The organism is Shinella sp. AETb1-6 (assembly GCF_009826875.1).
In the GTDB taxonomy this organism is placed as follows: domain Bacteria; phylum Pseudomonadota; class Alphaproteobacteria; order Rhizobiales; family Rhizobiaceae; genus Shinella; species Shinella sumterensis.
In genome coordinates, this window is record NZ_WUMM01000005.1 from 183,457 (window position 1) to 207,800 (window position 24,344).

A 24,344-nucleotide genomic window follows, 5' to 3' on the forward strand; every position below is an offset into this window, starting at 1 on the left:
GACAATTCGCGAGATGCCCCCATGATTTTCGACCTGGAACTCAAATCCGTCGGCAAGGTCTATGATAACGGAACGCCCGCCGTCATCGACTTCAACCTGTCCGTTACCAAGGGCGAGTTCATCGCCTTCCTTGGGCCGTCGGGATGCGGCAAGACGACGACATTGCGCATGATCGCCGGCTTCGAAGGCATATCCTCCGGCGACATGCTGATCCGCGGCGAGCGCATGAACGACGTTCCCCCGCAGCGCCGCCCGACGTCGATGATCTTCCAGAACTATGCGCTCTTCCCCCACATGACCGTGCGCCAGAATGTGGGTTATGGGCTCGATGTGAAGGGCATCGCCAAGACCGAGCGTGATGCGAAGGTCGACCGCATCCTCGCGACGCTGGGCCTTGAGGACATTGCAAGCCGCAAGCCCGATAAGCTGTCCGGCGGCCAGCGGCAACGCATCGCGCTGGCACGCGGCCTCGTCGTGGAACCGGATATTCTGTTGCTGGACGAACCGCTCGGCGCGCTCGACGCGAACCTGCGCAAGGCCATCCAGAACGAGCTGAAACTTTTGCAGAAGAGCCTCGGCGTCACGTTCATTTTCGTCACCCACGCGCAGTCCGAGGCGCTGGCGCTGTCCGACCGCATCGTGGTGATGAACCAGGGTCGGGTCGAGCAGGTGAGCCCGCCCCACCAGCTCTACACCCGGCCGAACACGCCCTTCGTCGCGCAGTTCATCGGCCGCAACACCGTCCTTTCGGGCGAAGTGGCTGGCAACGAGGGCGAGGACGTCGTGGTCACGACCGGCATCGGCACGCTGTCCGGCCGGGCCAACGGGACCGTTGCCCACAAGGGCCGCGTCAACCTCGTCGTGCCGGCGGAAGCGATCGAGGTCCATGTCGCGGGTGAGGGGACGGCCCCGGCCGCCAAGAATCGCGTCGACGCCCGGATCGAACGGTCGGAGGTGGTCGGCCATATCGCGCATCTGACGGCACGGCTGGGCGATGGCCGATCCGTCTCGCTGGAAGCCCATGTCGACAAGTACCGCCCGGGCACCTTCCCGGCCGGCACGCCCGTCCTTTTGAGCTGGAACCCCGCCGAAGCGACGGTCATTCCAGCCCACTGACAACTCGAAAACACGTAGGGAACCAAGGAGATACCCCATGGCAAAAGAGATTTTTTGTAGTTTCGGCATCGACGTCGATGCCGTGGCCGGATGGCTCGGCTCCTATGGCGGCGAGGATTCGCCCGACGATATCTCGCGCGGCCTGTTTGCCGGCGAGGTTGGCAGCCCACGGCTTCTGAAGCTCTTCGAACGCTTCGGCATCAAGACGACCTGGTTCATCCCCGGTCACTCCATCGAGACTTTCCCTGAGCAGATGCAGGCTGTCGCCGATGCCGGCCACGAGATCGGTATCCACGGCTACACCCATGAAAACCCGATCGCGATGACCCGCGAGCAGGAGACGGAAGTGCTCGACAAGTGCATCGAGCTCGTCACCAAGCTGTCCGGCAAGCGTCCGACCGGCTATGTCGCGCCCTGGTGGGAGTTCTCCAACGTCACCAACGAGCTGCTGCTCGAGCGCGGTATCAAGTACGACCATTCGCTGATGCACAACGACTTCACGCCCTATTATGTGCGTGTCGGCGACAGCTGGACGAAGATCGACTATTCCAGGAAGCCGTCCGACTGGATGGTGCCCCTGAAGCGCGGTCATGAGACCGACCTCATCGAAATCCCGGCCTCCTGGTATCTCGATGACCTGCCGCCGATGATGTTCATCAAGAAGTCGCCGAACAGCCACGGCTTCGTGAATCCGCACGATATCGAACAGATGTGGCGTGACCAGTTCGACTGGGTCTATCGTGAGATGGACTATGCCGTCTTCCCGATCACCATTCACCCTGACGTCGCCGGGCGCCCGCAGGTATTGATGATGCTGGAACGTCTTTATGCCCATATGATCAAGCATCCGGGCGTGAAGTTCGTCACGATGAACGAGATCGCGGACGATTTCGCCAAGCGCTTCCCGCGCCAGAAGTAAATGTCGAGGGAGCGGGTTTGCCCGCTCCCTTGCCCGGTTCGGAAAGGAACGGCGTCATGTGTTCGCTGTGCGGCGTCATCGGCGGAAACGAACATTGGACGGATGCAGTCGCCCGGCCGGGCGTCTTCACGCGCAATGTCGAGCGGCTCGACCGCCGGCGCGAACGTGTCCGGCGCGTTTCGGCGGCAAACAGCGTGCTGTCGGCCTTCGGCATGAGCCTCTCGGACTGGCAGGGGTCTGCATTTGTGCTGGCGACCCGCACCGGCAAAAGCGAGATGATCGAGGACCTCGGCCATCTCTGGCCGGCGGCGGAGCGGCTTTCCGGGCGGGTGTGCGATCCGCTCGACCCGCAGCTGATTTCGCGCATGGAAGAGGCGAACCATGGCTGAGATGCCCGCCTTCACGCCCGTCCACCTGCTGACCGGTTTTCTCGGTTCCGGCAAGACGACGCTGCTCAAGCGGCTGCTGGCCGATCCCGCGCTTGCCGATACCGCCGTTCTGATCAACGAATTCGGCGAGATCGGCCTTGACCATCATCTTGTCGAGCGTATCGACGACACGATGGTGCTGCTGCAATCGGGCTGCGTGTGCTGCACGGTGCGCGGCGAGCTTGCCGATGCGCTGCGCGAGCTCCATTCCAAGCGCGAGCGCGGCCTCGTGCCGCCTTTCACGCGTGTGATCATCGAAAGCACCGGCCTGGCGGACCCTTTTCCGGTGCTTTCCACGCTGAAATCCGATCCCGTCCTGCGTCACCATTTCCGGGCCGGCACCGTCGTCACGACAGTGGATGCCGTCAACGGCTTGGCGCAGCTCGATACGTATGTGGAGTCAACCCGGCAGGCGGCGATCGCCGACCGGCTCGTCATCACCAAGGCCGATCTGTGCGAGGACAAGGCCGGCCTGAGCCGCCTCCTGTCGCGCCTCACGGAGTTCAACCCGGATGCCGAGCGTATCATTGCCGGCACCGACGATCCGGATGCCGATGCGCTTTTCGGTGACGATGTGGCCCAGCGCGCGACAAAGCTCCAGTCGCCGAGCGGTTTCTACTGCGATACGCCGACATTGCGGGTGACGGCCGAGGGCGTGGCGCTGCATACGGCCATCTCCTCCTTCGTCATCACCGTCGACAGGCCGATCGACTGGACCGGCTTCGGGATCTGGCTCACCATGCTGCTCAACCGGCATGGCGAACGTGTGCTGCGGGTGAAGGGCATCCTCGACCTCGTGGGCGAGGACCGCCCCGTCGCCGTGCACGGCGTACAGCATCTCGTGCACCCGCCGGTGCACCTCGATGCGTGGCCTCTTGGGGAGCGTGTCTCGCGCCTCGTCTTTATTGTTGACGGTCTCGATGCGAACCTGTTGAAACGGTCCTTCAACGCCTTCGCGCTTGCCGGGAACAGCGATGCCCGTCCACAGCCAGAGGCCGCAGCGCAGATCCGGAACGCCTAGAGCACTTCATGAACAAGCATTCCCCGAAAGCGGTTCCAGCAGCTCCGGCCGTCCACACCGCCGGTCGCCCGAAGCTGCGCGTGCTGGGAACGGCAATCTCTCTCCTGGAGGAATTGCGGCTCAAGGCGGAGGCCGATCTCGGCATCGACATCTGCTTCGACAACAACGATTTTATCGTGACCCAGCACAAGGCAGCGCAGGAGCCGGACAGCTACGATATCTACGATCAGTGTTTCCACAATCTCGATATCGTCTGGTACTGGCGGGCCATCCAGCCCATCGAGACGGCGCGCATAACGCTGTGGGACGAAATCAACGATCTGACGAAGACCGGCCAGATCGGTCCCAGCGCCCGCATGGGGCTGGGCGATGTTCCGGCGCGCAAGCTCTATGTGCAGCCGAGCCTCGCGCTCGGTGATGCGCCGACAGCGCGCATCTCGATGCTGCCGACGACCCACAATTTCGACAGTTTCGCCTATCGGAGCGATGCCGTGGAGCACCGGCCGGGCATGGCGAGCTGGGCCGCCCTTCTGGACGAGCGTTGGAGCGGCCGGGCCGCCTTGGTCGACGAGCCGGCCATCGGCATCTTCGATGCGGCACTTGCAGCCCAGGCCGCCGGCCTGATGACCTTCGGCGACATCGGCAACATGACCGTCGCGGAGATCGATCAACTGGTGGATATCCTGGAGGCGCGTCGCAAGGCGGGCTTCTTCCGCAGCTTCTGGCGTACGGCCGAGGACGCCGCCCGGCTGATGATCGACGGCGACACCGATATCCAGAGCATGTGGTCGACGGGTATCGGCATTCTCAACAGCCAGGGCCTGCCCGTCGAGCAGGCGGCGCCCGCGGAAGGGTACCGCGCCTGGCACGGCGGTCTCTGCCTGTCGCGCAACCTGTCCGGCCGCATGCTCGATGTCGCCTATGAATATCTCAACTGGTGGATTTCCGGCTGGCCGGGTGCCGTGGTCGCGCGGCAGGGCTATTACATCTCGACGCCGGAGCGCTCGCGCGGCTATATGACGCCGGCGGAATGGGACTACTGGTACGAGGGGCTTCCGGCGCGCGAAGACCTGCCCGGGCCTGATGGAACCATCCGCATCAGGCGCGGCGCGGTGCGCAGCGGCGGTTCCTACTGGCAGCGTGCCAACAGCATTGCCGTGTGGAACACCACCATGGATGAACACAACTACCTCGTCCGACGCTGGATGCAGCTGGTCGGTCGCGCAGACAAGGATATCTGAGCATGACCCCTCGCTCGATCGCGCAGCTTTCGGTGCTTCTCCAGTCGGGTGCGCTCGACCCGGTCGATCTCGTGGAGGAAACGCTCGCCGCCATTGCCGGCCACCCGGACCAGACCATCTTCACGACGGTGCTGGCCCAGCGCGCGCGAATGGAGGCAGCGGCCTCCCGCAAGCGGCTGGCGGAAGGCCGTTCGCGCGGCGTTCTCGAAGGCGTGCCGCTCGCCTGGAAGGATCTTTTCGACATCGAGGGCCTGCCGACCACCGCCGGCTCCCGTGTGCTGAAGGACAGCGCGCCCGCCAGACAGGACGCGGCCGTGGTGCGTGCGCTTGCCGATGCCGGCATGGTGAGCGTCGGACGGGTCAACATGAGCGAGTTTGCCTTCTCCGGCCTCGGCATCAACCCGACGTTCGGCACGCCGCGCAATCCGGCTTCGCCGCAGGGTGAGCACCGTATTCCGGGCGGCTCGTCGTCCGGCTCCGGCGTTGCGGTCGCCGCCGGGCTTGTGCCCGTCTCCATCGGCACGGATACGGGCGGATCGGTGCGCATTCCCGCCGCCTTCAACGGCGTCGTCGGCTACAAGGCGACGCGCGGGCGCTACGCGATGGATGGGGTCTTTCCGCTGGCAAGGAGCCTGGATTCGTTAGGGCCGCTCTGCCATACCGTGCAGGATGCGGTCTGGATCGATGCGGCGATGCGCGGCGCGCCGGCCGCCGGTGTCGTGAAGCGCGTGGCGGTTTCCGATCTCTCCTTCGTCGTCCCGGAGACCGTGATGTTCGACGGCGCGGAACCAGAGGTCGTCGCGGCTTTCGAGGCGGCCGTCGAACGGCTGGCGAAGGCGGGTGCCCGCGTCCGTCGCGAAGCCTTTCCGGAATTCGCCGCCATCTTCGACCTGATGGCCAGGCACGGTGCGCTGGTGACCGCCGAGGCCTATGTGCTTCACCGCGAGCGCATCACGGGCGCGGCGGCGGCTGACATGGACCCGCGCGTCGTCAAGCGCACGCTCATGGGTGAGAAGATTTCCCTCGCCGACTATATCGCGACGCTTGAAGCGCGGGACAGCTTGACCGCATCGTTTACGGCCCGCCTCGGCCCTGGCGATTTCCTCATCAGCCCGACGCTTCCTCATGTCGCGCCGGCGGTTCAGCCCCTGCTCGACGATGAAGACTTGTTCTTCGCGACGAATGCCAAAACGTTGCGCAACACGTTGGTTGGAAATTTCCTCGACGTCTGCGGCGTTTCCCTGCCATGCGGCACGGGCGCGGCCGGCATGCCGGTGGGCCTCCTTGTCTCGGGCCCGAAGGATAGCGACGATGCCCTCCTTGCGGTGGCGGGTGCCGTGGAAAGCCTGTTTGGCTGACAATCGCGCCGCCGGTTTCGGGTAAAAGCCTTTCCGATTCAGCGCGTTCGTGCCATCCGGGGTAAAAATCCGCGGCCGGGCCTTCCCCTTACGTGAGGGATGTGCCCTTCTGGCCTTTCCAAACACGCTTCGGGCCTTACATTGAGCAATGAACGGCTTTGCGGCTGTCAGGGCTTGGATGCCGCCCGTGACGTCGGGCCGGTGGTGATGTGAGGCGCATCCGGGTGTTGTTTGCGTTTTGCCGACGGAGGATTTGATGCGCGCAAACGATGTTGACCTCGATAGCTGCGCGCGCGAACCCATCCACGTTCCCGGATCGGTCCAGCCGCATGGCGCGCTGCTCGTGCTCGATCCCGCTGATCTCCGCATTCTGCAGGTTTCCGCGAATGTCGCCGACATCGCCGGTACGGATGCAGCCGGCATTGCCGCGGTGCTTTCGCCCGAGCTTGCCGCTTGGAAGGCGTCGGGATCTCCCCCGGCGCGCCTCGTTGCGCCCGGCTATCCGCTCGATATCGCCGTGCATCTTCATGACGACCGCGTCATCGTGGAGCTGGAGCGGGCCGCATCGGAAGCGATGGACGATCCGTTCGCACGGCTGACCGCATTCGCGCAGCAGATGGCCGGCAACATCGACCTGGGCGATGCGCTTTCGGCCGCAGCCCAGCTTGTCGTCCAGCTCTCGAACTTCGACCGTGCGCTCGTCTACCGGTTCGATGCGGACTGGAGCGGCCACGTCGTCGCGGAAGCGGGCAACGGTACGCTGCCGTCCTATCTGGATCTGCGCTTCCCGGCGGGCGACATCCCCGCCCAGGCGCGCGACCTCTATCGTCTCAATCCCTTGCGCCTGATCCCGGACGCCGACTATACGCCTGTGCCCTTGCTCGCCCTGGACGAGGAGCAGGGTCGCGCGCCGGTCGACATGACGTTCACGCAGATTCGCAGCGTGTCGCCCGTCCACCTCGAATATATGCGCAACATGGGCACGCTGTCGTCCATGTCCATATCGATCCTGATCGACGGCCGGTTATGGGGCCTGCTCGCCTGCCATAGCCGCCAGCCGCATATCGTTCCGGTCCGGGTGCGCGACGCCTGCAATTTCGTCGCTCAAAGCCTTGCGATGCAGATCGGTGCTGCCTCGCGTGCGCAAACGGCGGCCGTCGGCGTCGAGCTCGGGCGGCTGCATACGAAGCTCCTGGCATCCATGGCCGATGCAGACCGCTGGGACGACGGGCTGGCGAAGGCGCCCGACACTCTGCTGGCCCTCACACGCGCGTCCGGTGCGGCGATCCTCTCGCAGAACGGCTTCTCGCGGGTGGGAGATGCGCCGGACGAGGAGGCGGTGCGTCGGCTGACGCAATGGCTGTCCGAAAACGGCATCGCATCCGATGTCTATGCGACGGACTGCCTGGCTGCCGCCGGTTTCGACGACAGGAGCGTGACGGAGACCGCCTGCGGCATTCTCGCGTGCCGCATTTCCGAAAGCGATGACAATTGGCTCGTCTGGTTTCGGCCGGAGGTCATCCGAACCGTCACCTGGGGCGGCGATCCGCACAAGGTGGTGCGCGAAAGCGGCCGGATCCATCCGCGCAAGTCTTTCGAGGCATGGCGGGAGAGTGTACGCGACAGGAGTGCGCCCTGGCATGAGGCGGAGATCGGCGCGGCACATGATCTTCGTGCCTCCATTGTCGAGATCGTCCTGAAGAAGGCCGAGCAATTGGCGCGGCTTGCGGCCGACCTGCAGAAATCCAACAAGGAGCTGGAGGCGTTCTCCTATTCGATCTCCCATGATCTTCGCGCGCCGTTCCGGCACATCGTCGGTTTCTCACAGCTCCTGACCGAGCGCGAGAAAAATCTCGACGAGCGTTCGCGCCATTATCTCAAGATGATATCGGACTCGGCGCTGGCTGCCGGCGAACTGGTCGATGACCTCCTGACATTCTCTCATCTCGGACGGGCGACGCTGGCGAGCGGCAAGGTCGATATGAACAAACTCGTCGAGGAAGTGCGGCTGGGCCTGGCCGAAGATATCAAGGACCGCGCTATCGAATGGCGGGTCGGGGATCTGCCGATGACACGGGGCGACGGCGCACTGCTGCGTCAGGTCTGGCACAACATGATCGAAAACGCCGTGAAGTACACCCGACCGCGCGCGCCCGCGCGCATCGACATATCGGGCGAGCCCGTTGATGGCGGCCTTTTATACCGGGTGCAGGACAATGGCGTCGGCTTCGACATGGCCTATAAGGCAAAGCTCTTCGGTGTCTTCCAGCGCCTTCAGCGCAGCGAGGATTTCGAGGGAACCGGTATCGGTCTTGCACTTGTCAAACGCATCGTGGAAAGGCATGGCGGCAGCGTTGATGCCACGGGTACGGTCGATGGCGGCGCCTGCTTCACTTTTTTCCTGCCCGTTCTACCACCTGAGGAGTAATCCGTGTCCGACCTGAGGCCCATCTTGCTGGTGGAAGACAATCCCCGAGACCTCGAATTGACCTTGACGGCCCTGGAGAAGTGTCAGATCGCCAACGACATCATCATTGCGCGCGACGGCGCCGAGGCGCTCGATTTCCTGAACCAGGACGGGGCATTCGCCACGCGCGAACCGGGCGACCCTGCCGTGGTGCTGCTGGACCTCAAGCTGCCCAAGGTGGACGGATTGGAGGTGCTGGCCAAGGTGAAGGGCGATCGGAACCTGCGCCACATTCCCATCGTTATGCTGACGTCCTCTCGCGAAGAGCAGGACCTCGTCAACAGTTACGAACTCGGCGTGAACGCCTTTGTCGTGAAGCCGGTCGAGTTCAGCCAGTTTTTCAAGGCGATCCAGGACCTCGGCGTGTTCTGGGCGCTGCTCAACGAGCCCCCGCCGAAGTCCCGGCAACGTGGCGGGAGCTGATATGGATTGCATGCCCAAGATTCTTCTTCTGGAAGACAGTGCCGTCGATGCCGAACTGATCGAAGCCCAGCTGGAAAGTCTGGAGGGGACGGTGACCCTGACCCGGGTCGCGACGCGGGCGGCGTATGAGGCCGCGCTCGCGCGCGAGAGCTTCGATATCATTCTCTCCGATTTTTCCCTGCCGGACTTTGACGGCATGGCCGCGCTCGATGTCGCGCTGTCGGCCGCGCCCGGCGCGCCGTTCATCTTCGTGTCCGGGGTGCTTGGCGAAGAGGCGGCGATTGCAGCCTTCCGCAAGGGCGCGACCGATTATGTCCTCAAGCAACGCCTGGTGCGCCTGCCGGCGGCCGTCACGCGGGCGCTGAACGAGGCGCGCGAACGGGACACACGCAAGCGGATCGAACAGCAGAAGGATTTGCTGGTCCGTGAACTCAGCCACCGCGTCAAGAACAACCTCGCCGTCATATTGTCGCTGATCCGCCGTACCGGTCGAAACTGCGCCACCGTCGCCGAGTTCGAGGCGAAGCTTGTTGCCCGTGTCCGCGCCATGGCAGATGCCCACGAGCTTCTTTTCGAAGGCAACTGGGATGAGACCGAGCTTCTCAACGTCTTCCGCAGGGCGGTACGCCCCTACAACGCCGATCTGTCACGCTTTGATTTCGGCCGTCACGATCTCGTTCGGCTCGATCCGAAGGCCGCGCTTTCGATCGGCATGGTGGTCAGCGAACTCGTCACGAACGCAGCGAAATTCGGGGCTCTGACGAATGATCAGGGGCGTGTGGCGATCGAGTGGTTCGTCCAGCAGGACGCGAATTCAGGCGCTATGCTGCACTTCACATGGTCCGAAAGCGGCGGGCCAAGTGTTGCGACGCCTGGCGGCGAGGGCTTCGGCACGCAGCTGATCAAGACCAATATCGAATATGAACTCGAGGGTCAGGCAAGGCTCGACTACAATGCTCGGGGCTTTGCGGCGGAGATCAGCATTCCGCTTCCCGTGACCTAGAGCATTTCCAGCCGAAGCGAAGTCGCTTCGGCGTCGGATAATGCGGTAAAAACAGGAATCTAGAGCATTTCCGGTGAACCGGAAATGCTCTAGGATGCCTTGTCGATCTGCTCCAACAGGCGGCGATGCAGGAGGCTGAGGTCGCAGGGCTTTGGCAGGAGCACGACATTGCTGAGATCCGCCTGCGTTTCCGGAAGTTCGGCATAGCCCGAGCAGACGACGAGCGGTGTGCCCGCCTTGTCCAGTTGTTCGATGACGGGATAGGAGTAGACCCCGCGCAAATTGAGATCCAGAACGGCAGCGTCGATGCCTTCGGAGACCGCTCGCAAAGCCTGCTCGACGCTGGACACGGGACCGACGACCCTCGCACCGAGGTCGGTGAAGAAGTCCTCCAGGTCGAGAGCCAGGAGCGGGTCGTCCTCCAGAATGAGGACGCGCTTGTTTTCAAATCCGTTGTTCACTTGATATTCCGATATTTCCTGTTAGCGAGCGCTCGCTGTAAGTAGAGCCTTGGCGGCCTTGTTCAATATCGGCAGCAAAGTTGTTTCGGTGGGAGCTGAGCACCGTTGGCAATTGGCGGCCGGCTCCTATGTTATGCAAGCGTTGCACCGAAGGCGGATTTTTGAGTGGATTTGAAAGCGTTGTCCCGAGACGAACTCGAACGCGAGGTCGTTCGTCTTCGCGCGTTGGGGACGGAGGCGGAAGCCGATACGGCCGAGGGCGCCATGCTGCGCGCGCAGGCGCGATACCGCGCGCTGTTCGAGGCGATCGACGACGGTTTCTGCATTATCGGCTTCATCGACGGGCCGGAAGGTCCCATGAGCGACTATGTGCATGTGGAGGCCAATTCCGGCTACGAGCGCCACACCGGTATCCCCGATATCGTCGGCAAGCGCCTCCGTGAAATCGAGCCCGCCAATGCGGATATCTGGCTGGAGCTGTATGGGGGTGTCCTGCGCACCGGACGGGCGGTTCGTTTCGAACAGGAATTCAAGGCGGTCGGCCGCTTCATCGAAGTGTCAGCAACCCGTATCGAGCCTGAAAGCCTCTGCCAGGTCGCGGTGCTGTTCCGTGACGTGACCGCGCGCAAGCTTGCCGAGGCGGCCCTGCGCGAGAGCGAGAGCCGTGCGCGCGACAACATACAGCGTGTCCAGCTCGCGATGGCTGCGGGTGCCATCATAGGCACATGGTTCTGGGACGTTCCTTCGGACCGCTTCACGGTCGATGAGGGTTTCGCCGAGCTTTCGGGTTTGATCCACAGAAAGGCCGAAGCGGCTTTGAACCACGGCCATCTGGAGCGCGGCATGCAGGTGGTGACGAAACCGTTTTCCTCGGAAACCCTCGCACGCCGTGTTAAGGACCTCATCGGCGGCGCGGCGGCGTAGCCGTCCGTCAGTTGTCCAGATCCGATTCCAACACTGCCATGCCGCGATGGAACGCGACATGGCGCCTGAATTCGAACGACCGAGGCACATGGCTTACAGCGAACGACGCTTTGAACTGAGAGACCGGACACGCGATGGCCACGAGCGGCTGGACGCGGCCGTTGGCGCGTTTGACAGCGTGCAAAGCTATGGCCGCTATGTCGGCGTTCTCGGCACATTCCGAGCCACGATGGATGACCAGCTGGCAGGTGTCGCCTGGCCCGCTCAGTGGCGTTGGCGGCCCACCATGGTCTCGGCAGCGTTGGCTCAGGATGCGCACGATCTGGGGCTGGAGGTCGCCCGGTCGATGAAGGTGGTGATCGACCTCAGCGATCCAAGTGCCTTGCTTGGCGCCCTTTATGTGCTTGAGGGATCGACCCTCGGCGCCCGTGTTCTAAGGCAGCGTGCTGCCGATCTGGGCATGACCGGCGGATACGGGGCGAGACATCTGTCCCTTATGTCAAATGATATAGCGCAGTGGCAGTCGTTCCTAGTATTGTTGGACGACGCAGGCGATTTCGATATGGACCGCGCGGCCGCGACGGCCAATGAGGTCTTTGCCCTTGCCTTGCGATGCTTTGAAAGTGGTCGTGTTGTCTACCAGTGATGCTGTAAACCTGAGTACCTGCGATCGTGAGCCGATCCACATTCCCGGCAGCATCCAGCCGCACGGATGCCTGATCGCGTGCGATATAAGCCTGACGCGGATCGAGCGTGCGTCCGCCAATGCCGCCGATATTATCGGATATCCCGGCAACCTTGTCGGCCGGGATGCTGCCGAGGTGCTCGGCGAACAGTTGCTGCACGATCTTCGCAACGCCATAGCTGCCACCAATTCGGCATCGCGGCCGGCGCTTATGCTGGACGTGGCACTTGGTGAACGCGTCTTCGATATCGCAATCCATCATTACAAGTCTGCGGTCATCATCGAATTCGAGCTGGCACCGTCTGTCGGCCAGCCCTTGCACATCGCCCGCGAGATGATCGGCCGGATCAGCGATGTCACGGAGGTGGAGCGGCTCGTGCAGCGCGCGGGCCGCGTCGTCGCTGGCGTGACAGGATATGACCGGGTCATGGTCTACCGCTTCGAACCAGACGGTTCGGGCAAGGTGGTGAGCGAAACCAAGCGTGCGGATCTGGAGAGCTTTCTCGGGCAGTACTTTCCCGCGAGCGACATTCCGCAGCAGGCGCGAACGCTCTACCTCAAGAACACGATCCGGGTGATTGCGGATTCCAGCGGCAGCCGCGTGCCGATCGAGCCCGCGCTGGATGCGTCCGGTGAACCACTCGATCTCAGCTTCGCGCATCTGCGCAGCGTATCGCCGATCCATTGCGAGTACCTGCGTAACATGGGCGTTGCCGCCTCGATGTCCATCTCGATCGTGCTCGACGGCTCGCTGTGGGGACTGATCGCGTGCCACCACTACGCGCCGCGCGTTCTACCGATGGCGCAGCGTGTCGCGATGGAGGTGTTCGGTGAGTTCTTCTCCCTGCACCTCAAATCGCTCAAGGAGCGCCAGCGCGTAGCCGCCGTGGCGGGAACGCGCGAGGCGCTCGATCGCTTTCTGATCCTTTCCTCCCATCATGAAGATCTCGGCGCCCTGCTGCGCCAGAGCCTGCACGAGTTTTCCCGGCTTCTGCCCAATGATGGCGCCGGCGTCATGTTCGATGGCCGGTGGACCGGCACGGGTGCCACGCCACCGGATGATGCGTTGCCTGGTCTTCTCGATTTCGTGCAGCGGGTGGGAGAGGGGCGTATCTGGGCGACCCACAGCCTGTCTCAGAGAATGCCCGAAGCGAGCGCCTACGGCGACCGCGTGTCCGGTGTGCTCGCCATTCCGCTGTCGCAGACGGGATCGGACTGCCTGTTCTTCTTCCGCAAGGAACTCGTCCAGACGCTGAATTGGGCGGGCAATCCCGATAAGACCTACGAGGCAGGCCCGCTCGGCGATCGTCTGACGCCGCGCAAGAGCTTCGCGATCTGGAAGGAGACGGTGAAGGGACAGGCGCAGTCCTGGGCCGAATCCGAGCGCGAGATCGCCGAGATTGTGCGCGTCGCAATCGTTGAAATCGTTCTTCGGCAGAACGAGCTTATGGCGGGGGAGCGGCGCAAGTCGGAAGTGCGCCAGCGCATGTTGAACGAGGAACTGAGCCACCGGGTGAAGAACATCCTGGCGGTCATCAAGTCTCTGGTGACGAGTCCCCAGCACCATAAGAATACGCTGGAGCAATATGTCGCGACGTTGCAAGGACGGATCGAGGCATTGGCCATCGCACATGACCAGGTCGTACGCGGCGATGGGGGCGGCATACTCGCCGAGCTTCTCGATGCCGAACTCCGGCCCTACCGGGCCAAGGAGGCGACGATCGTCCTCGAAGGCCCGGCGATCTGGCTGGACAGCCGCGCTTTTTCCGTCATGGCGCTGGTCTTTCACGAACTTGCCACCAATGCGGCGAAGTATGGTGCCCTTTCGGTGCCGACCGGCACTGTCGCTGTGACGTGGGAGATGACGGCGACGGGAACCTGCGAAATCCGTTGGCGGGAGCAAGGCGGACCGGTCGTCACCATTCCCTCGCGCAGCGGCTTTGGCAGTGCCCTTATCGATCGCAGCGTGCCCTATGACCTTGGCGGCGAAAGCCTGATCAAGTTCGACCCGTCGGGCCTCGTTGCGGAATTCCGCATTCCCCCGCTGCATGTGAAGCTGACAGCGTCCAAGGTGGAAACGGCGAAGCGGGCCGTCGAGCGCGCGCCGCAAGCGGAAAACACGTTGGCTGCGGCCGATCCTTCGGTTCTGATCCTGGAAGACCAGATCCTCATTGCACTGGATCTGGAGGCTATGCTTGCGGACGAGAGACTGACCAGAGTGATGACGACGAGTTCAGTCCGGCAGGCAATGGCACAGATCGAAACCGAGGCGCCGGACCTTGCCATCCTGGACATCAATCTGGGCCAGACCACATCCTTCCCGGTTGCCGAGGAGCTTCGGCGGAAATCCATCCCGTTCGTCTTCGCGACCGGCTACGGCGAAAATGCACAGCTCCCGGAAGAGCTTGCGGGTGTCCCGATCGTTCACAAACCCTACAGCCGAAACACCATCGTTTCGGCGCTGACGTCGCTCCTGCAAAAGCGATAGCGGCACGCCTCGGCTTACTGCAGGGATGTGAGCGGCCCCACGATAATGAGCGTCGCGAGCGACAGGATGACGGCCGGTGTGGCAACGACTGCACCGATTTTCAGGAATTGCCATGCGCCGATATGCAGCCCTTCCCGGCGCAGCGCCGCCAGCCACAGGATGGTGGCGAGCGATCCGGTGACGGACAGGTTGGGGCCGAGGTCGACGCCGATCATCGTGGCCGCCGATACGAGTTGTGGCATGTCGGCCGTGTGAAGGGCGCTTGCCGCCAGAAGCCCGACCGGAAGATTGTTCGCAAGATTGGAGAAGAGTGCCGCGGCAATGCCCGATGCGAAGGCTGTGGCGTAGACGCTCTGCGCTGCGCTCTGCACGATCCAGCCGCCGATCAGGGTATGAAGTCCGGTGGCCTCCGTCGCCTCGACCACGACGAAGAGGCCGGCCACGAGGAGAAGGGCGGTCCAGGAAATGCCACGGAGGATGTCGCCGGGCCCCTCGCGATTGGCGATCAGGATCAGGGCGGTCGTCACCGCGCCGGCGAGGAACGTTGTCAGGCCGAGATCGCCGCCGAGCGCCGATACCGCCACAAGCAGAACGGCGGTGACGCAAAGCGCCAGGCCGGCAAGCCGCGCCTGGCGTGTCAGTGAAACGACTTCGACCGTGGTGGAGACGGTGTCTTCTGCCAGGGCCTTGCGCTGTGTCCACCAGAGTGCGGCGAAGGTGACGAGGATGGCGACAACGGAGGGAAGCGCAAACAGGCTCAGCCAGTGCAGCAGCGAGGGCATGGTGCCGTTGCCGAAGACGACGAGATTGGCCGGATTGGAAATGGGCAGCACGAAACTCGCGGCGTTGGCGATGAACGCGCAGATCAGCAGGTAGGGCATGGGATCGCGCACCTTTGCCGCCTTGCACGCGGCGTAGACGGCGGGTGTGAGGACGACGGCGGTGGCGTCGTTCGAGAGAAACGCGGTGACCAGAATGCCGCATCCATATATCAGCACGAAGAGCCGGCGCGGCGAGCCGCGGGCATGCGATGTGGCGAAGGCGGCCAGCCAGTCGAACAGCCGCTCGCGGCGCGCGATCTCCGACAGCAGCATCATGCCGATGAGGAAGAGGTAGACATCCGTACCTCGCCCTACGGCCTCCAGCGCTGCGGATGGCGCAAGCGAGCCGACAACCACGAGCAGCGTGGCGCCGGCGAGCGCCCAGACGGCCTCCGGCCAGGCGAAGGGACGAAGGACGACGCCGGTCACCGTAAGGCCCGCGACAATCCAGGTCAGTGAAAAGGTGCTCATAAACGTTCTCAGGAGGGCGCGGTCATCGCGTTGCGGTGGTCTCCCTCGTCGTCCGACCGTGCCGGCGCGATCAGGCGATGCGCGGTACAGAACACGACGAAGGCCAAGATCGACACTGCGCCGTGGACCCAGTAGGCCAAGCCGTAACCGCCGATATCGGTCAGCCATCCCGCTACCACATTGCTGAGCGATGCGCCAATCCCCTGCACCGTCATGACGGCGGCAAGGCCCACGTTAAAGCGTCCGGTTCCCGCCAGGATGTGCTCCGCGGCGATGGGAGTGGCAATGCCGAGGAGGCCTGCGCCCACACCGTCGAGGATCTGCACGGGGTAGATCCAGGCAAAGCTCGAAAACGTGCCGGCAAGGGCCCCGCGGATGGGTAGTGCGGCAAGCGCCAGGAGAAAGACGCTTGCCAGGCCGAACCGGCGGATGAGCAGGGGGGCCGCCACCGCCATGACGATCATGGAAAGCTGTGCGACACCGGTGGTGATGGCGGTCGTTCGGAAGGGGGTGCCAAGCTGGATGGAAAAATCCTGGGCGATCAGACGGCTGATGGGGGCGTTGCCGAAGTGAAAGATCATCAGCGTGATCGCGAGAAGGATCAGCCCCTTACGGCTCACCAACACGGCAAAGCCTGATGGTCCCGGCTCGCCTTCGTCATGGGCGAGGCCGCGCGCCACCGCATGGTCTACCTTGGACGGATCGATGGCAAGGACGGCGACGATGGTGGCCGCTGCGGTCACGATCATCATCACGATGACGCCCATCTCGCCGTAACAGCTGGTTGCAACATAGATCGCCGCCAGCGAGACCACGTTTCCGGCATGGTTCCAGAACTCGTTGCGCGCGACCTGATCGGAGAAGCGGCGTTCGCCGACAAGACCGAGCGTCAGTCCCATCAAGGCCGGGCCGATGACCGCGCCGACGATGGCGGTCGCCGACTGGCCGCCGAAGACGGACGCGTTGGACGGGCTGGCCAGCGTCCAGAGGGCCGCAGCCGTGACGAGCAGCACGGGAAGGATGATCAAGGCGCGCTTATGCCGTGACGCATCCACCCATGCGCCGAAGAGCGGTGTTGCGATCATGCCGAGTACGCCGCCAAGCGTTGCGACGAACCCAAGCGTCATCGAAGACCAGCCGCGGGTGGCGAGAAAGCCATCCAGGAACGGACCCAGGCCGTCCCGCGCATCGGCCAGAAAGAAGTTCAGGACGGCGAGCGCGACGAGCGACCGGCCGGCAGGTGTCGATGGCGTGGACTGCATGCGCGGCGGCCTCGATCAAGCGAGATGAGTGGAAAAAGCCTCCTGAAATGGACAGAAGGAAAAAAGGTTCCACGCCGCCGAAAATGGCTATCCATCCAAAACGTGGCGGATCTTCTCGGCAAGCTGGTCGAGGCTGAATGGCTTCTGGAGCAGGTGCGTGCCAGGGTCGAGGATGCCGTTATGGACCACGGCATTGCGCGTATAGCCGGTCGTATAAAGCACCTTGAGATTGGCGACCTTCGAGGCTGCGATTTCGGCAAGCTCGCGACCGCTCATCTGCGGCATGACGACGTCCGTAAACAAAAGGGTCGGCTTCAATCCGGCATCGAGGAGCGCCAGGGCCGCAGGTCCATTCGCGGCTTCCGCGACGGTATAGCCAAGTTCGCGCAGCGCTTCGGTCGAGAAGGTGCGGACGCGCTCGTCATCCTCCACCACGAGAACAAGTTCGTCACGCCTGCCGCGCGCCGGCTCATTGCCGAGCGGCGCGAGGTTCTTGGTTTCGCCGGTGCCGTAATGACGGGGCAGGTAGATCTTCACATTGGTGCCGTGTCCGAGCTCCGAATAGATCCTGACATGCCCGCCCGATTGCCTGACGAAACCGAAAACCTGGCTGAGGCCGAGGCCGGATCCCTTGCCCACTTCCTTGGTCGTGAAAAACGGATCGAACGCTTTGGCCAGCGTGTCTTTCGTCATGCCCGCGCCGGTGTCCGTCACGGCGATCATGACATATTGACCGACGGACATGGAATGCTCTCTGGCATAATCCTCGGCGATGAAGGTGTTGGCGGTTTCCACCGTGAGCTTGCCGCCCTGGGGCATCGCATCGCGGCCGTTGACGGCGAGATTGAGGATCGCATTTTCCAACTGGCTCGGATCGGCGTTGATCCTCCACAGCCCGGCCGCCATCACCGTTTCCACCTGGATCTGTTCGCCAAGCGCGCGGGCCAGAAGCTCCGTCATGCCCGAAACCATGCGGTTCGGCTCGATCACCTCGGGCTGGAGCGGTTGCCGGCGGGAGAAGGCCAGCAGGCGCTGGGTGAGGGCGGCCGCCCGGTTCGCGCCGTCCTTGGCTGCCTCGATGTAGCGGCTGAGATCGGTTTCGCCGCGCGCGAGCCGCCGTTCCAGAAGGTTCATCGCGCCCAGGATAACCGCAAGCATGTTGTTGAAGTCATGCGCCACTCCACCGGTCAGTTGTCCGACGGCTTCCATCTTCTGCGCGTGACGAAGCTGGGCTTCGGCTTCCATCAGCTTGGTGGTCCGCTCCTCGACCGCCTTTTCGAGCTCTTCGCGCGAACGGGCAAGGACTTCCCGCGCGTCGACGATGTCCTGGATATCCGTGCAGGAGCCGAACCAGCGCGTGATGTTGCCCGCATTGTCGCGCACCGCCTGCGCGCGGCCGAGCACCCAGCGGTAAGCGCCTGATTTGTGCCGGAGGCGGTATTCGATGTGATAGGGCTCGCCGGTCGTCAGGCATTGACGCCAGACGTTCCAGGCGCGCTCCTGGTCGTCGGGATGGAACATGCCGTTCCAGCCTTCTCCATCCGTCGAACCGACGGGAACGCCGGTGAAGTCGTACCAACGCTGATTGTAATAGTCGTGATGGCCATCCGGCAGCGTCGACCAGAGCATCTGGTCGATCGAGTTGGTGATGGCACGAAACCGCTCCTCGCTGTCGCGTAGGGCGGCCTCGGTCTTCTTTCGCTCGGTGATGTCGAAGCTGACGCCGGGAAAGCGCAGGACGGTTCCATCCGGGGCAAGCGTCGGCCTTCCTTCGGCGATCACCCATCGGCTCGTACCATCCGGCTGCAACAGCCGGTACTCTTGCGAGAAGTTTTTTCCGGTCTTCATCGCCGTGTTGATGGCGTCTCGGACCGCTGGCAGGTCGTCGGGGTGCAATCCAGCGAAAAATTCGGCGATCGGCGCGCCCGCGGCGGCTCTCTCCCGCGGAACACCATAGAGTTTGGCAAAGCGCGCGTCCGCGATGATCGTGTCGTTCGGAACGTCCCAATCCCAGGTCCCGACCGTGTTGGAGGCGCCCAGCGCGAACTCCAGTCGCTCTTCGCTGGCGCGAAGCGCGCGCTCCGCGGAAAGGCGCGCCGTCGTCTCGTTGCCCTGGTTGAAGATGCCGAGAACGCGATCCCTGTCATCGACGATCGGCGCAAAGCTGTAGTCCCAATGGGTCTGCTGCACGCGGCCGCCACGCTGCATCGGCAGCATCTGGTCGGCGACGGAAAATCCCTTGCCGGTCGTCATGACCGCCGCCAATTGCGGCTGGATCACATGCCATATGTCCGCCCAGACCTCACGGGCCGGCCGCCCCAGCGCCCACGGGTGCTTCTCCCCGGCGATGGGAGCCCAGGCATCGTTATAGATGAGCCGCAACTCGTCGCCCCAGTAGATGGCAGTGGGCAGAGATGTGTTCAGGCACAGATTGACCGCCATCCGCAATTCCGATGGCCATTCGGACGGGTTGCCCAAGCCATGGCTGCCCCAATCGAGCGCCTGGACATGTCGGCTCATTTCACTGGTCGGCTCTACGGGGATCGTCATCAGGTGATCTCGGATATTTTGTTCGACGTATATGGGCTTCGATCCCGGTTTGGAAAGCACATATGCAAGAGTTTCCGATCCGTTACATCTGTTTCGAAAGAATGGCTGATGTCGTTGCGAATGAGACCGCATCGGCCGCTGAAAATCCGGGCGCGGTGAGACCAGCACGATGCCGCGCGACCTTGCACGAAGCTGCCGACGATATCGCCGAAATCACCGCCGCGGTCAGCGACGCCGCGGGGGACTTGATATCTCCGCGAGGCTCCCCATCTAACGCTCACAACCCGTCATCGATGACTGCCTGCAGCGATAACCCCCTCGTCGCGCGTTCGTAGTTGTCCGGGTCCAAAGGGCGCTCCCCGAAAGGGTCGAGCGCCCTTTTTGTTCTGGAGGCGGCGACGGGCCTTCGAGTTCCCGCGCGCCGCATTTCATGTGCGGTTGTGCACGATCCGTCTGGCAAGAACCGCACGCGGAATGTAGGCTACCGACATGGATTCGCGCGTTTCATCCCCTCGACCGGCCGCCACGCCGGTACCGCAGCTGCCGGGCTGGATCCGCTCGCGCGGGGGCGAACCTAATGAGAGCGATGCCGCTTTCGCCGCCGGCGTTGCCCTGAAAGCGCTCGACGACCTCGTGCGTTCAGCGCCCGTCTGGGCCGGCTGCTGGCGCGCGCGGCAGGCCTTGAAATGCGCAGGGGTCGCCGTGCGTCTGATGGGACGCAACGAAGACGAAGCGGCGCTGCGCGATGCCGTGCTCCTGACATCGGCGGGCGACGATCCAGGTCCGGCCGGGCGCGTGTCTGTCGCGTTCCGGCGGATTGCGGCGCGAAAGCCCGGCTTTTCCTCCAAGGCCGTCGGCGAACTGGCCGACCTGTTTGGCCTCGCCTCGGACGAGCGGCTGCTGGCGGCGGTCGATCACGCGGATGCAGCGCTGCAATCGGGCCGGGCGCCGCCCTTCGCGGCCGTTGCACTGCTGACGGCGATCATGCGTGACCGGCCCGATGGCGAGATGCTGGCCTGGGCGCTGGCCGACCTGCTCATTGCGCGCATGCTCGACTGGCCTTCCGCGGTGCCACTCCTGATGGCGGAGCGCTACGGAGCGGCTTTCCGCACGCCGGCAGGCCGGGGGCGGGTGCAACCCGGCGAACCCGCTTTTGCCGGCGCCGTCTGCGTCGCGCTTGCCGAGGGGGCCACGACCGCCCTGCGGTCTGCCGGCGAAATCGCGCATCGCGCCGAAACACTTCTCGCCGTCGCGCCGAAGGTGCGCACCAAGGGAGCCGCGCCTGTTATCGCAAGGCTGCTCGATGACGACGCCGTGCCGGCATCGGCGCCCGGCAGCAACCTGTCCCGCTGGGCCGCCACCCGCCTGTTCGAACGACTGGAAGGTTTCGCCGCCGTCCGGGAGCTTTCCGGGCGCGCATCCTTCCGGATTTACGGGCTGTGACGATGGACGCACCTGACGGCACGAAGGCACGGCGTGGCCGCAAATCCAGGGCGCAGGACCAGCAGTCGCTCGACCGGGAGCTTGCCGACCTGCCCGCCGAGCTGCGCTGGCGCGAGTGGATGCTGCGCATCGAGGCAGTCCTGTTCGCCGCGGCTTCGCCGGTCGGCCGCGAGACGCTGTCGCGCGTCGTCGGCAAGGATTGCAGCCTCGATCTCCTGATCGACGATCTGCAGGAGGAACTGCGCGGCCGGCCCTACGAGATCGTGTCGGTCGCGGGCGGTTGGCAGCATCGAACGCGTCCCCGTTACGCGGAGACGGTCCGGGCGTCGCAGGCGCCGACGCGCAGCGCATCCGCTGCCTTATCGGACTTCGAGGCCATGGTGCTGATGGCGATCGCCTATTTCCAGCCGGTGACCCGAGCCGAGCTGTCGCGGGTTTTCGGCAAGGAGATAAGCCGCGACACGATCGCGTCCCTACGCAATGCCGGCTTCCTTGCTTCCGGCCCGCGCAGCCCCACACCGGGCGCGCCCTATACCTATGTGACGACGAAGCAGTTCCTGACCGCCTTCGGCATGCAGACGCTGCGCGACCTGCCCGATATCGAGGCGCTCGAGGATGCGGGTCTGCTCAGCCGGCAGGCTGTGCAGACGGAAGCGGTGGAGGCCGGCGTCGAGACGGATGCCGAAGGCGAGGAGCCGTAGCAGCTGGGGCGGTTGTCCGGCCGCGGTTTTGTGGTCAAAATGCCCGCTGTGATGTCGTGGCAATGCAGGAGCACGGATTGAGCAGCCCCACCAGCATGCGGGAGCGCAGGAGTATACAAGAGCCGAAGTTCAGCCCGCTTTCGGCCAGCCCGCCGACCTTCGAGCACATCATCACGGGCATCGACGAGAGCTTTCTCTGGCGCATCGACGATTATCCGTGGGAGCGCAATGTCTGGAACTTTCATCCGGAATTCGAGATCCATCTCATTCGCAAGGGCACCGGAGTGGCCTTTGTCGGCGATTATATCGGCGCGTTCTCCGCGACATATCTGACCGTTATCGGCAGTGACCTGCCGCATGACTGGGTGACGATGACCGCACCCGGCGAGGTAATCGAGGGACGCGACGTCGTCTTGCAATTCCATCCTGATCGCATCCGCGGGGCGACCCGGATGCTGCCGGAATTCGCGCAGCTGGAGGATTTCTTTGCTCGTGCTCAAAGAGGCCTCGTCTTCAGCGGCGAGACGCTGGGGCGCGGCGCCGATCTCGTCGAGCGCATGGGCACGCAGAAGGGCTTGGCGCGGCTCGTGCTTTTCCTTCAGCTGCTCGATCTGCTTGCCGGCTCGACGGAATACGAGGTGCTGTCATCGCCCGAATATTCGCCAAAGCTCGACGCCGAAACCCTCGATGCTCTCCAGCGCGCGCTCGTCTTCATCTACCGCAACTTCGCGACAGATATCCGCCTGTCTGATGTCGCCGATCTCGCTGGCATGAGCGAAAGCGCCTTCTCCCGCTTCTTCAAGAAGAACACCGGCAACACCTTCACGGACCATGTCAACAAGCTGCGCATCTGGCAGGCCTGCAAGCTTTTGGCGGAAACCGACATGCCGATCACCGATATCTGTTTCGAGGTCGGCTACATGAACATTTCCAATTTCAACCGTACCTTCCTGCGCCAGCATCGCATGACGCCGTCCGCTTATCGCCGGCTCACGCCGCAACGCCGCTCCCTGCGGGGCGATGTCCCTGTCCCCGATGAAACCTTGCGCGGATAGTGTTGTTTTTTCGCAGTGCAGCATGAAATTGCGCATTAAAGTACAGATTCACTGCAACAGACACGCTAGTTTCCGCGATTTCCCGGCATAATATGCATTTTAGCGAAGTCATTCGCTGGACGATTGGCGCAGGCGACGAGGAGGTCGTGCCGCGCCGACCAACGATACCTTGAGGGAGGTTCACCCATGACATCCGTGAAAACGCTCGTTTCGAGCATCGCCTATGCATGCCTTCTCGCCAGCTCTGTCTCATCGGTCGCGCTGGCGGCGGAATGCTCCGGTACCATCCGTGTGCTGGCCCAGCCGCGCGACGGCCTGACGCTTCTGGAAAGCCACAAGGACGAGTTCGCCAAGCTTTCCGGCGGCGCATCCTTCGAAATCGACTATCTCAACGAGAACGACCGTCGCGCCAAGACCAAGGCGGATGCGTCGACCATCGGCAAGTACAATGTCTATTACATCGACGAGGCCAATGTGGCGCTGTTCGCGTCTGCCGGCTGGGTCGCGCCGCTGATGGATTATTATCCCGCCGAATATGATTATGCCGACTTCGATCCCGGCCGCCAGAAGGTCGCGACCTATGACGGCAAGGTCTGGTTCGCACCGCTGACCGGCGGCGGCGACCTGCTTGTCTACCGCAAGGACCTGCTGGAAGCTGCCGGCGTCAAGCCACCGACGACGCTCGACGAGATGAAGGAAGCCGTCAAGAAGCTGCATCAGCCGGACAAGGGCATTTATGGCATCGCGTTGCGCGGTCAGCGCGGCTCGGGCGCCAATGTCTGGCGCTGGATGCCTTATTTCAAGGGCTTCGGTGGCGAGTGGTTCGACGGCAACGAGCCGAAGTTCAACAGCGAGGCGGCCGTGAAGGCCACCGAGACCTATCTCGAACTCTTCAAGTATTCCGCACCCGGCACGCAGACCGGCGGCTGGGATGAATCGGTCGGCGCTTTCACGTCCGGTCAGGTCGCGATGCTGGTGGAGTCGACCCCGCTTGTCGGCATGGCGATCGATCCGAAGTCGTCGCAGGTCGCCGGCAAGGTCGGCTACCTGCCGCCGCCGACACCGCTCACCGGCGGTGGCTACGGCCATGGTCTTGCGATCGGTACCAAGGCCAATGCGGATGACGCATCGAAGGCCTGCGCGGGCCTGTTCATCGCCTGGGCAACATCCAAGGAGAACGAGCAGCGCCGCCTGGAGGCCAACCAGTTCAGCGAACTGAACCGCACCAGCATCATGACCAGCGACACCTTCGCCAAGCTCTACGGGCCTGACCTCGGCCAGGCGCTTGCCGACACCGGCAAGGTGACGGCTGTCAACTTCTGGCAGAGCCCGCTCTGGCCTGATCTCGGCGACCGCTGGGGCATCATTCTCGAAGAGTTGATTGCCGGTTCACGCACGGACATCAAGGACGGCCTGAACGAACTCGAAGGCTTCGCCAAGGAGCTCGTCGCTCGCAGCCAGTAAGCCTTGAGCAGCGCGGCCGCCACCGCACTCCCGAGACGGCGGC

General features: G+C 63.6%; 19 protein-coding genes and 1 pseudogene. 16 read left to right on the plus strand and 4 right to left on the minus strand.

Annotated features, from left to right (window positions below; all coding sequences use genetic code 11):
• Positions 1 to 21 precede the first annotated feature (21 nt).
• From GR158_RS10765 to GR158_RS10805, 9 genes are all read left to right on the plus strand, one after another.
• Positions 22 to 1,116 (plus strand): ABC transporter ATP-binding protein, encoded by a 1,095-nt coding sequence (locus GR158_RS10765; protein ID WP_160871093.1) that lies wholly within the window; start codon positions 22 to 24, stop codon positions 1,114 to 1,116.
• A 37-nt stretch (positions 1,117 to 1,153) separates the two neighbouring features.
• Entirely contained in the window at positions 1,154 to 2,035 is an 882-nt protein-coding gene (locus GR158_RS10770) for a polysaccharide deacetylase (protein ID WP_134652662.1), read from the plus strand.
• Positions 2,036 to 2,091: 56 nt separating this feature from the next.
• The gene (locus GR158_RS10775) at positions 2,092 to 2,424 is read left to right on the plus strand and encodes a hypothetical protein (RefSeq protein WP_160871094.1); all 333 of its coding nucleotides are present in this window, start codon (positions 2,092 to 2,094) and stop codon (positions 2,422 to 2,424) included.
• Complete coding sequence (locus GR158_RS10780; RefSeq protein ID WP_160871095.1) at positions 2,417 to 3,484, plus strand: GTP-binding protein; 1,068 nt, start codon at positions 2,417 to 2,419, stop codon at positions 3,482 to 3,484. The genes GR158_RS10775 and GR158_RS10780 overlap by 8 nt, the downstream gene beginning before the upstream one ends.
• 8 nt (positions 3,485 to 3,492) lie before the next feature.
• The gene (locus GR158_RS10785) at positions 3,493 to 4,725 is read left to right on the plus strand and encodes a PotD/PotF family extracellular solute-binding protein (protein ID WP_160871096.1); all 1,233 of its coding nucleotides are present in this window, start codon (positions 3,493 to 3,495) and stop codon (positions 4,723 to 4,725) included.
• A gap of 2 nt (positions 4,726 to 4,727) precedes the next feature.
• The gene (locus tag GR158_RS10790; RefSeq protein WP_202402238.1) at positions 4,728 to 6,083 is read left to right on the plus strand and encodes an amidase; all 1,356 of its coding nucleotides are present in this window, start codon (positions 4,728 to 4,730) and stop codon (positions 6,081 to 6,083) included.
• 256 nt (positions 6,084 to 6,339) lie between these two features.
• Positions 6,340 to 8,511 carry an ATP-binding protein gene (locus GR158_RS10795; protein ID WP_160871097.1) on the plus strand — a complete coding sequence of 724 codons (2,172 nt, stop codon included), beginning with the start codon at positions 6,340 to 6,342 and terminating at the stop codon, positions 8,509 to 8,511.
• A 3-nt stretch (positions 8,512 to 8,514) separates the two neighbouring features.
• The gene (locus GR158_RS10800) at positions 8,515 to 8,973 is read left to right on the plus strand and encodes a response regulator (protein ID WP_134652650.1); all 459 of its coding nucleotides are present in this window, start codon (positions 8,515 to 8,517) and stop codon (positions 8,971 to 8,973) included.
• A 10-nt stretch (positions 8,974 to 8,983) separates the two neighbouring features.
• Positions 8,984 to 9,976, plus strand: a complete 993-nt coding sequence (locus GR158_RS10805; RefSeq protein ID WP_246665615.1) for a sensor histidine kinase — start codon at positions 8,984 to 8,986, stop codon at positions 9,974 to 9,976.
• Positions 9,977 to 10,065: 89 nt separating this feature from the next.
• On the opposite strand, the gene GR158_RS10810 is transcribed toward GR158_RS10805, so the two are convergent.
• A complete protein-coding gene (locus GR158_RS10810; protein ID WP_134652646.1) occupies positions 10,066 to 10,437 on the minus strand; it encodes a response regulator in 372 nt (123 codons plus the stop codon).
• Positions 10,438 to 10,701: 264 nt separating this feature from the next.
• Here GR158_RS10810 and GR158_RS10815 point away from each other — a divergent pair.
• The 3 genes and pseudogenes from GR158_RS10815 to GR158_RS10825 all read left to right on the plus strand — a co-directional run.
• Positions 10,702 to 11,252: pseudogene (locus GR158_RS10815) on the plus strand (hybrid sensor histidine kinase/response regulator); the annotation flags it as partial.
• 167 nt (positions 11,253 to 11,419) lie between these two features.
• A complete protein-coding gene (locus GR158_RS10820; protein ID WP_210253300.1) occupies positions 11,420 to 12,007 on the plus strand; it encodes a biliverdin-producing heme oxygenase in 588 nt (195 codons plus the stop codon).
• Positions 11,991 to 14,534 (plus strand): HWE histidine kinase domain-containing protein, encoded by a 2,544-nt coding sequence (locus GR158_RS10825; RefSeq protein ID WP_371731637.1) that lies wholly within the window; start codon positions 11,991 to 11,993, stop codon positions 14,532 to 14,534. The genes GR158_RS10820 and GR158_RS10825 overlap by 17 nt, the downstream gene beginning before the upstream one ends.
• A 14-nt stretch (positions 14,535 to 14,548) precedes the next feature.
• On the opposite strand, the gene GR158_RS10830 is transcribed toward GR158_RS10825, so the two are convergent.
• From GR158_RS10830 to GR158_RS10840, 3 genes are all read right to left on the minus strand, one after another.
• Positions 14,549 to 15,826, minus strand: a complete 1,278-nt coding sequence (locus tag GR158_RS10830; protein WP_160871101.1) for an arsenic transporter — start codon at positions 15,824 to 15,826, stop codon at positions 14,549 to 14,551.
• Between the two features lie 8 nt (positions 15,827 to 15,834).
• The gene (locus GR158_RS10835) at positions 15,835 to 17,088 is read right to left on the minus strand and encodes an MFS transporter (RefSeq protein ID WP_160871102.1); all 1,254 of its coding nucleotides are present in this window, start codon (positions 17,086 to 17,088) and stop codon (positions 15,835 to 15,837) included.
• Between the two features lie 87 nt (positions 17,089 to 17,175).
• The gene (locus GR158_RS10840; protein WP_202402239.1) at positions 17,176 to 19,638 is read right to left on the minus strand and encodes a PAS domain-containing protein; all 2,463 of its coding nucleotides are present in this window, start codon (positions 19,636 to 19,638) and stop codon (positions 17,176 to 17,178) included.
• Between the two features lie 489 nt (positions 19,639 to 20,127).
• On the opposite strand from GR158_RS10840, the gene GR158_RS10845 reads away from it, so the two are divergent.
• The 4 genes from GR158_RS10845 (at position 20,128) to GR158_RS10860 (ending at position 24,301) form a co-directional block, all read left to right on the plus strand.
• Positions 20,128 to 21,081, plus strand: a complete 954-nt coding sequence (locus tag GR158_RS10845; protein WP_160871103.1) for a DUF1403 family protein — start codon at positions 20,128 to 20,130, stop codon at positions 21,079 to 21,081.
• A 2-nt stretch (positions 21,082 to 21,083) separates the two neighbouring features.
• On the plus strand, positions 21,084 to 21,782 hold the full coding sequence (locus tag GR158_RS10850) for an SMC-Scp complex subunit ScpB (protein ID WP_160871104.1): 699 nt from the start codon (positions 21,084 to 21,086) through the stop codon (positions 21,780 to 21,782).
• A 95-nt stretch (positions 21,783 to 21,877) separates the two neighbouring features.
• The gene (locus tag GR158_RS10855) at positions 21,878 to 22,837 is read left to right on the plus strand and encodes an AraC family transcriptional regulator (protein ID WP_160871221.1); all 960 of its coding nucleotides are present in this window, start codon (positions 21,878 to 21,880) and stop codon (positions 22,835 to 22,837) included.
• A 186-nt stretch (positions 22,838 to 23,023) separates the two neighbouring features.
• Positions 23,024 to 24,301 (plus strand): sugar ABC transporter substrate-binding protein, encoded by a 1,278-nt coding sequence (locus GR158_RS10860; RefSeq protein WP_134651117.1) that lies wholly within the window; start codon positions 23,024 to 23,026, stop codon positions 24,299 to 24,301.
• The last annotated feature ends 43 nt before the right edge of the window (positions 24,302 to 24,344 follow it).

Coding starts and splice junctions, on each gene's coding strand:
- GR158_RS10765 (WP_160871093.1), top strand. CDS start 22: ATGATTTTCGACCTGGAACTCAAATCCGTCGGCAAGGTCTATGATAAC.
- GR158_RS10770 (WP_134652662.1), top strand. CDS start 1,154: ATGGCAAAAGAGATTTTTTGTAGTTTCGGCATCGACGTCGATGCCGTG.
- GR158_RS10775 (WP_160871094.1), top strand. CDS start 2,092: ATGTGTTCGCTGTGCGGCGTCATCGGCGGAAACGAACATTGGACGGAT.
- GR158_RS10780 (WP_160871095.1), top strand. CDS start 2,417: ATGGCTGAGATGCCCGCCTTCACGCCCGTCCACCTGCTGACCGGTTTT.
- GR158_RS10785 (WP_160871096.1), top strand. CDS start 3,493: ATGAACAAGCATTCCCCGAAAGCGGTTCCAGCAGCTCCGGCCGTCCAC.
- GR158_RS10790 (WP_202402238.1), top strand. CDS start 4,728: ATGACCCCTCGCTCGATCGCGCAGCTTTCGGTGCTTCTCCAGTCGGGT.
- GR158_RS10795 (WP_160871097.1), top strand. CDS start 6,340: ATGCGCGCAAACGATGTTGACCTCGATAGCTGCGCGCGCGAACCCATC.
- GR158_RS10805 (WP_246665615.1), top strand. CDS start 8,984: ATGCCCAAGATTCTTCTTCTGGAAGACAGTGCCGTCGATGCCGAACTG.
- GR158_RS10820 (WP_210253300.1), top strand. CDS start 11,420: ATGGCGCCTGAATTCGAACGACCGAGGCACATGGCTTACAGCGAACGA.
- GR158_RS10830 (WP_160871101.1), bottom strand. CDS start 15,826: ATGAGCACCTTTTCACTGACCTGGATTGTCGCGGGCCTTACGGTGACC.
- GR158_RS10835 (WP_160871102.1), bottom strand. CDS start 17,088: ATGCAGTCCACGCCATCGACACCTGCCGGCCGGTCGCTCGTCGCGCTC.
- GR158_RS10840 (WP_202402239.1), bottom strand. CDS start 19,638: ATGACGATCCCCGTAGAGCCGACCAGTGAAATGAGCCGACATGTCCAG.
- GR158_RS10845 (WP_160871103.1), top strand. CDS start 20,128: ATGGATTCGCGCGTTTCATCCCCTCGACCGGCCGCCACGCCGGTACCG.
- GR158_RS10850 (WP_160871104.1), top strand. CDS start 21,084: ATGGACGCACCTGACGGCACGAAGGCACGGCGTGGCCGCAAATCCAGG.
- GR158_RS10855 (WP_160871221.1), top strand. CDS start 21,878: ATGCGGGAGCGCAGGAGTATACAAGAGCCGAAGTTCAGCCCGCTTTCG.
- GR158_RS10860 (WP_134651117.1), top strand. CDS start 23,024: ATGACATCCGTGAAAACGCTCGTTTCGAGCATCGCCTATGCATGCCTT.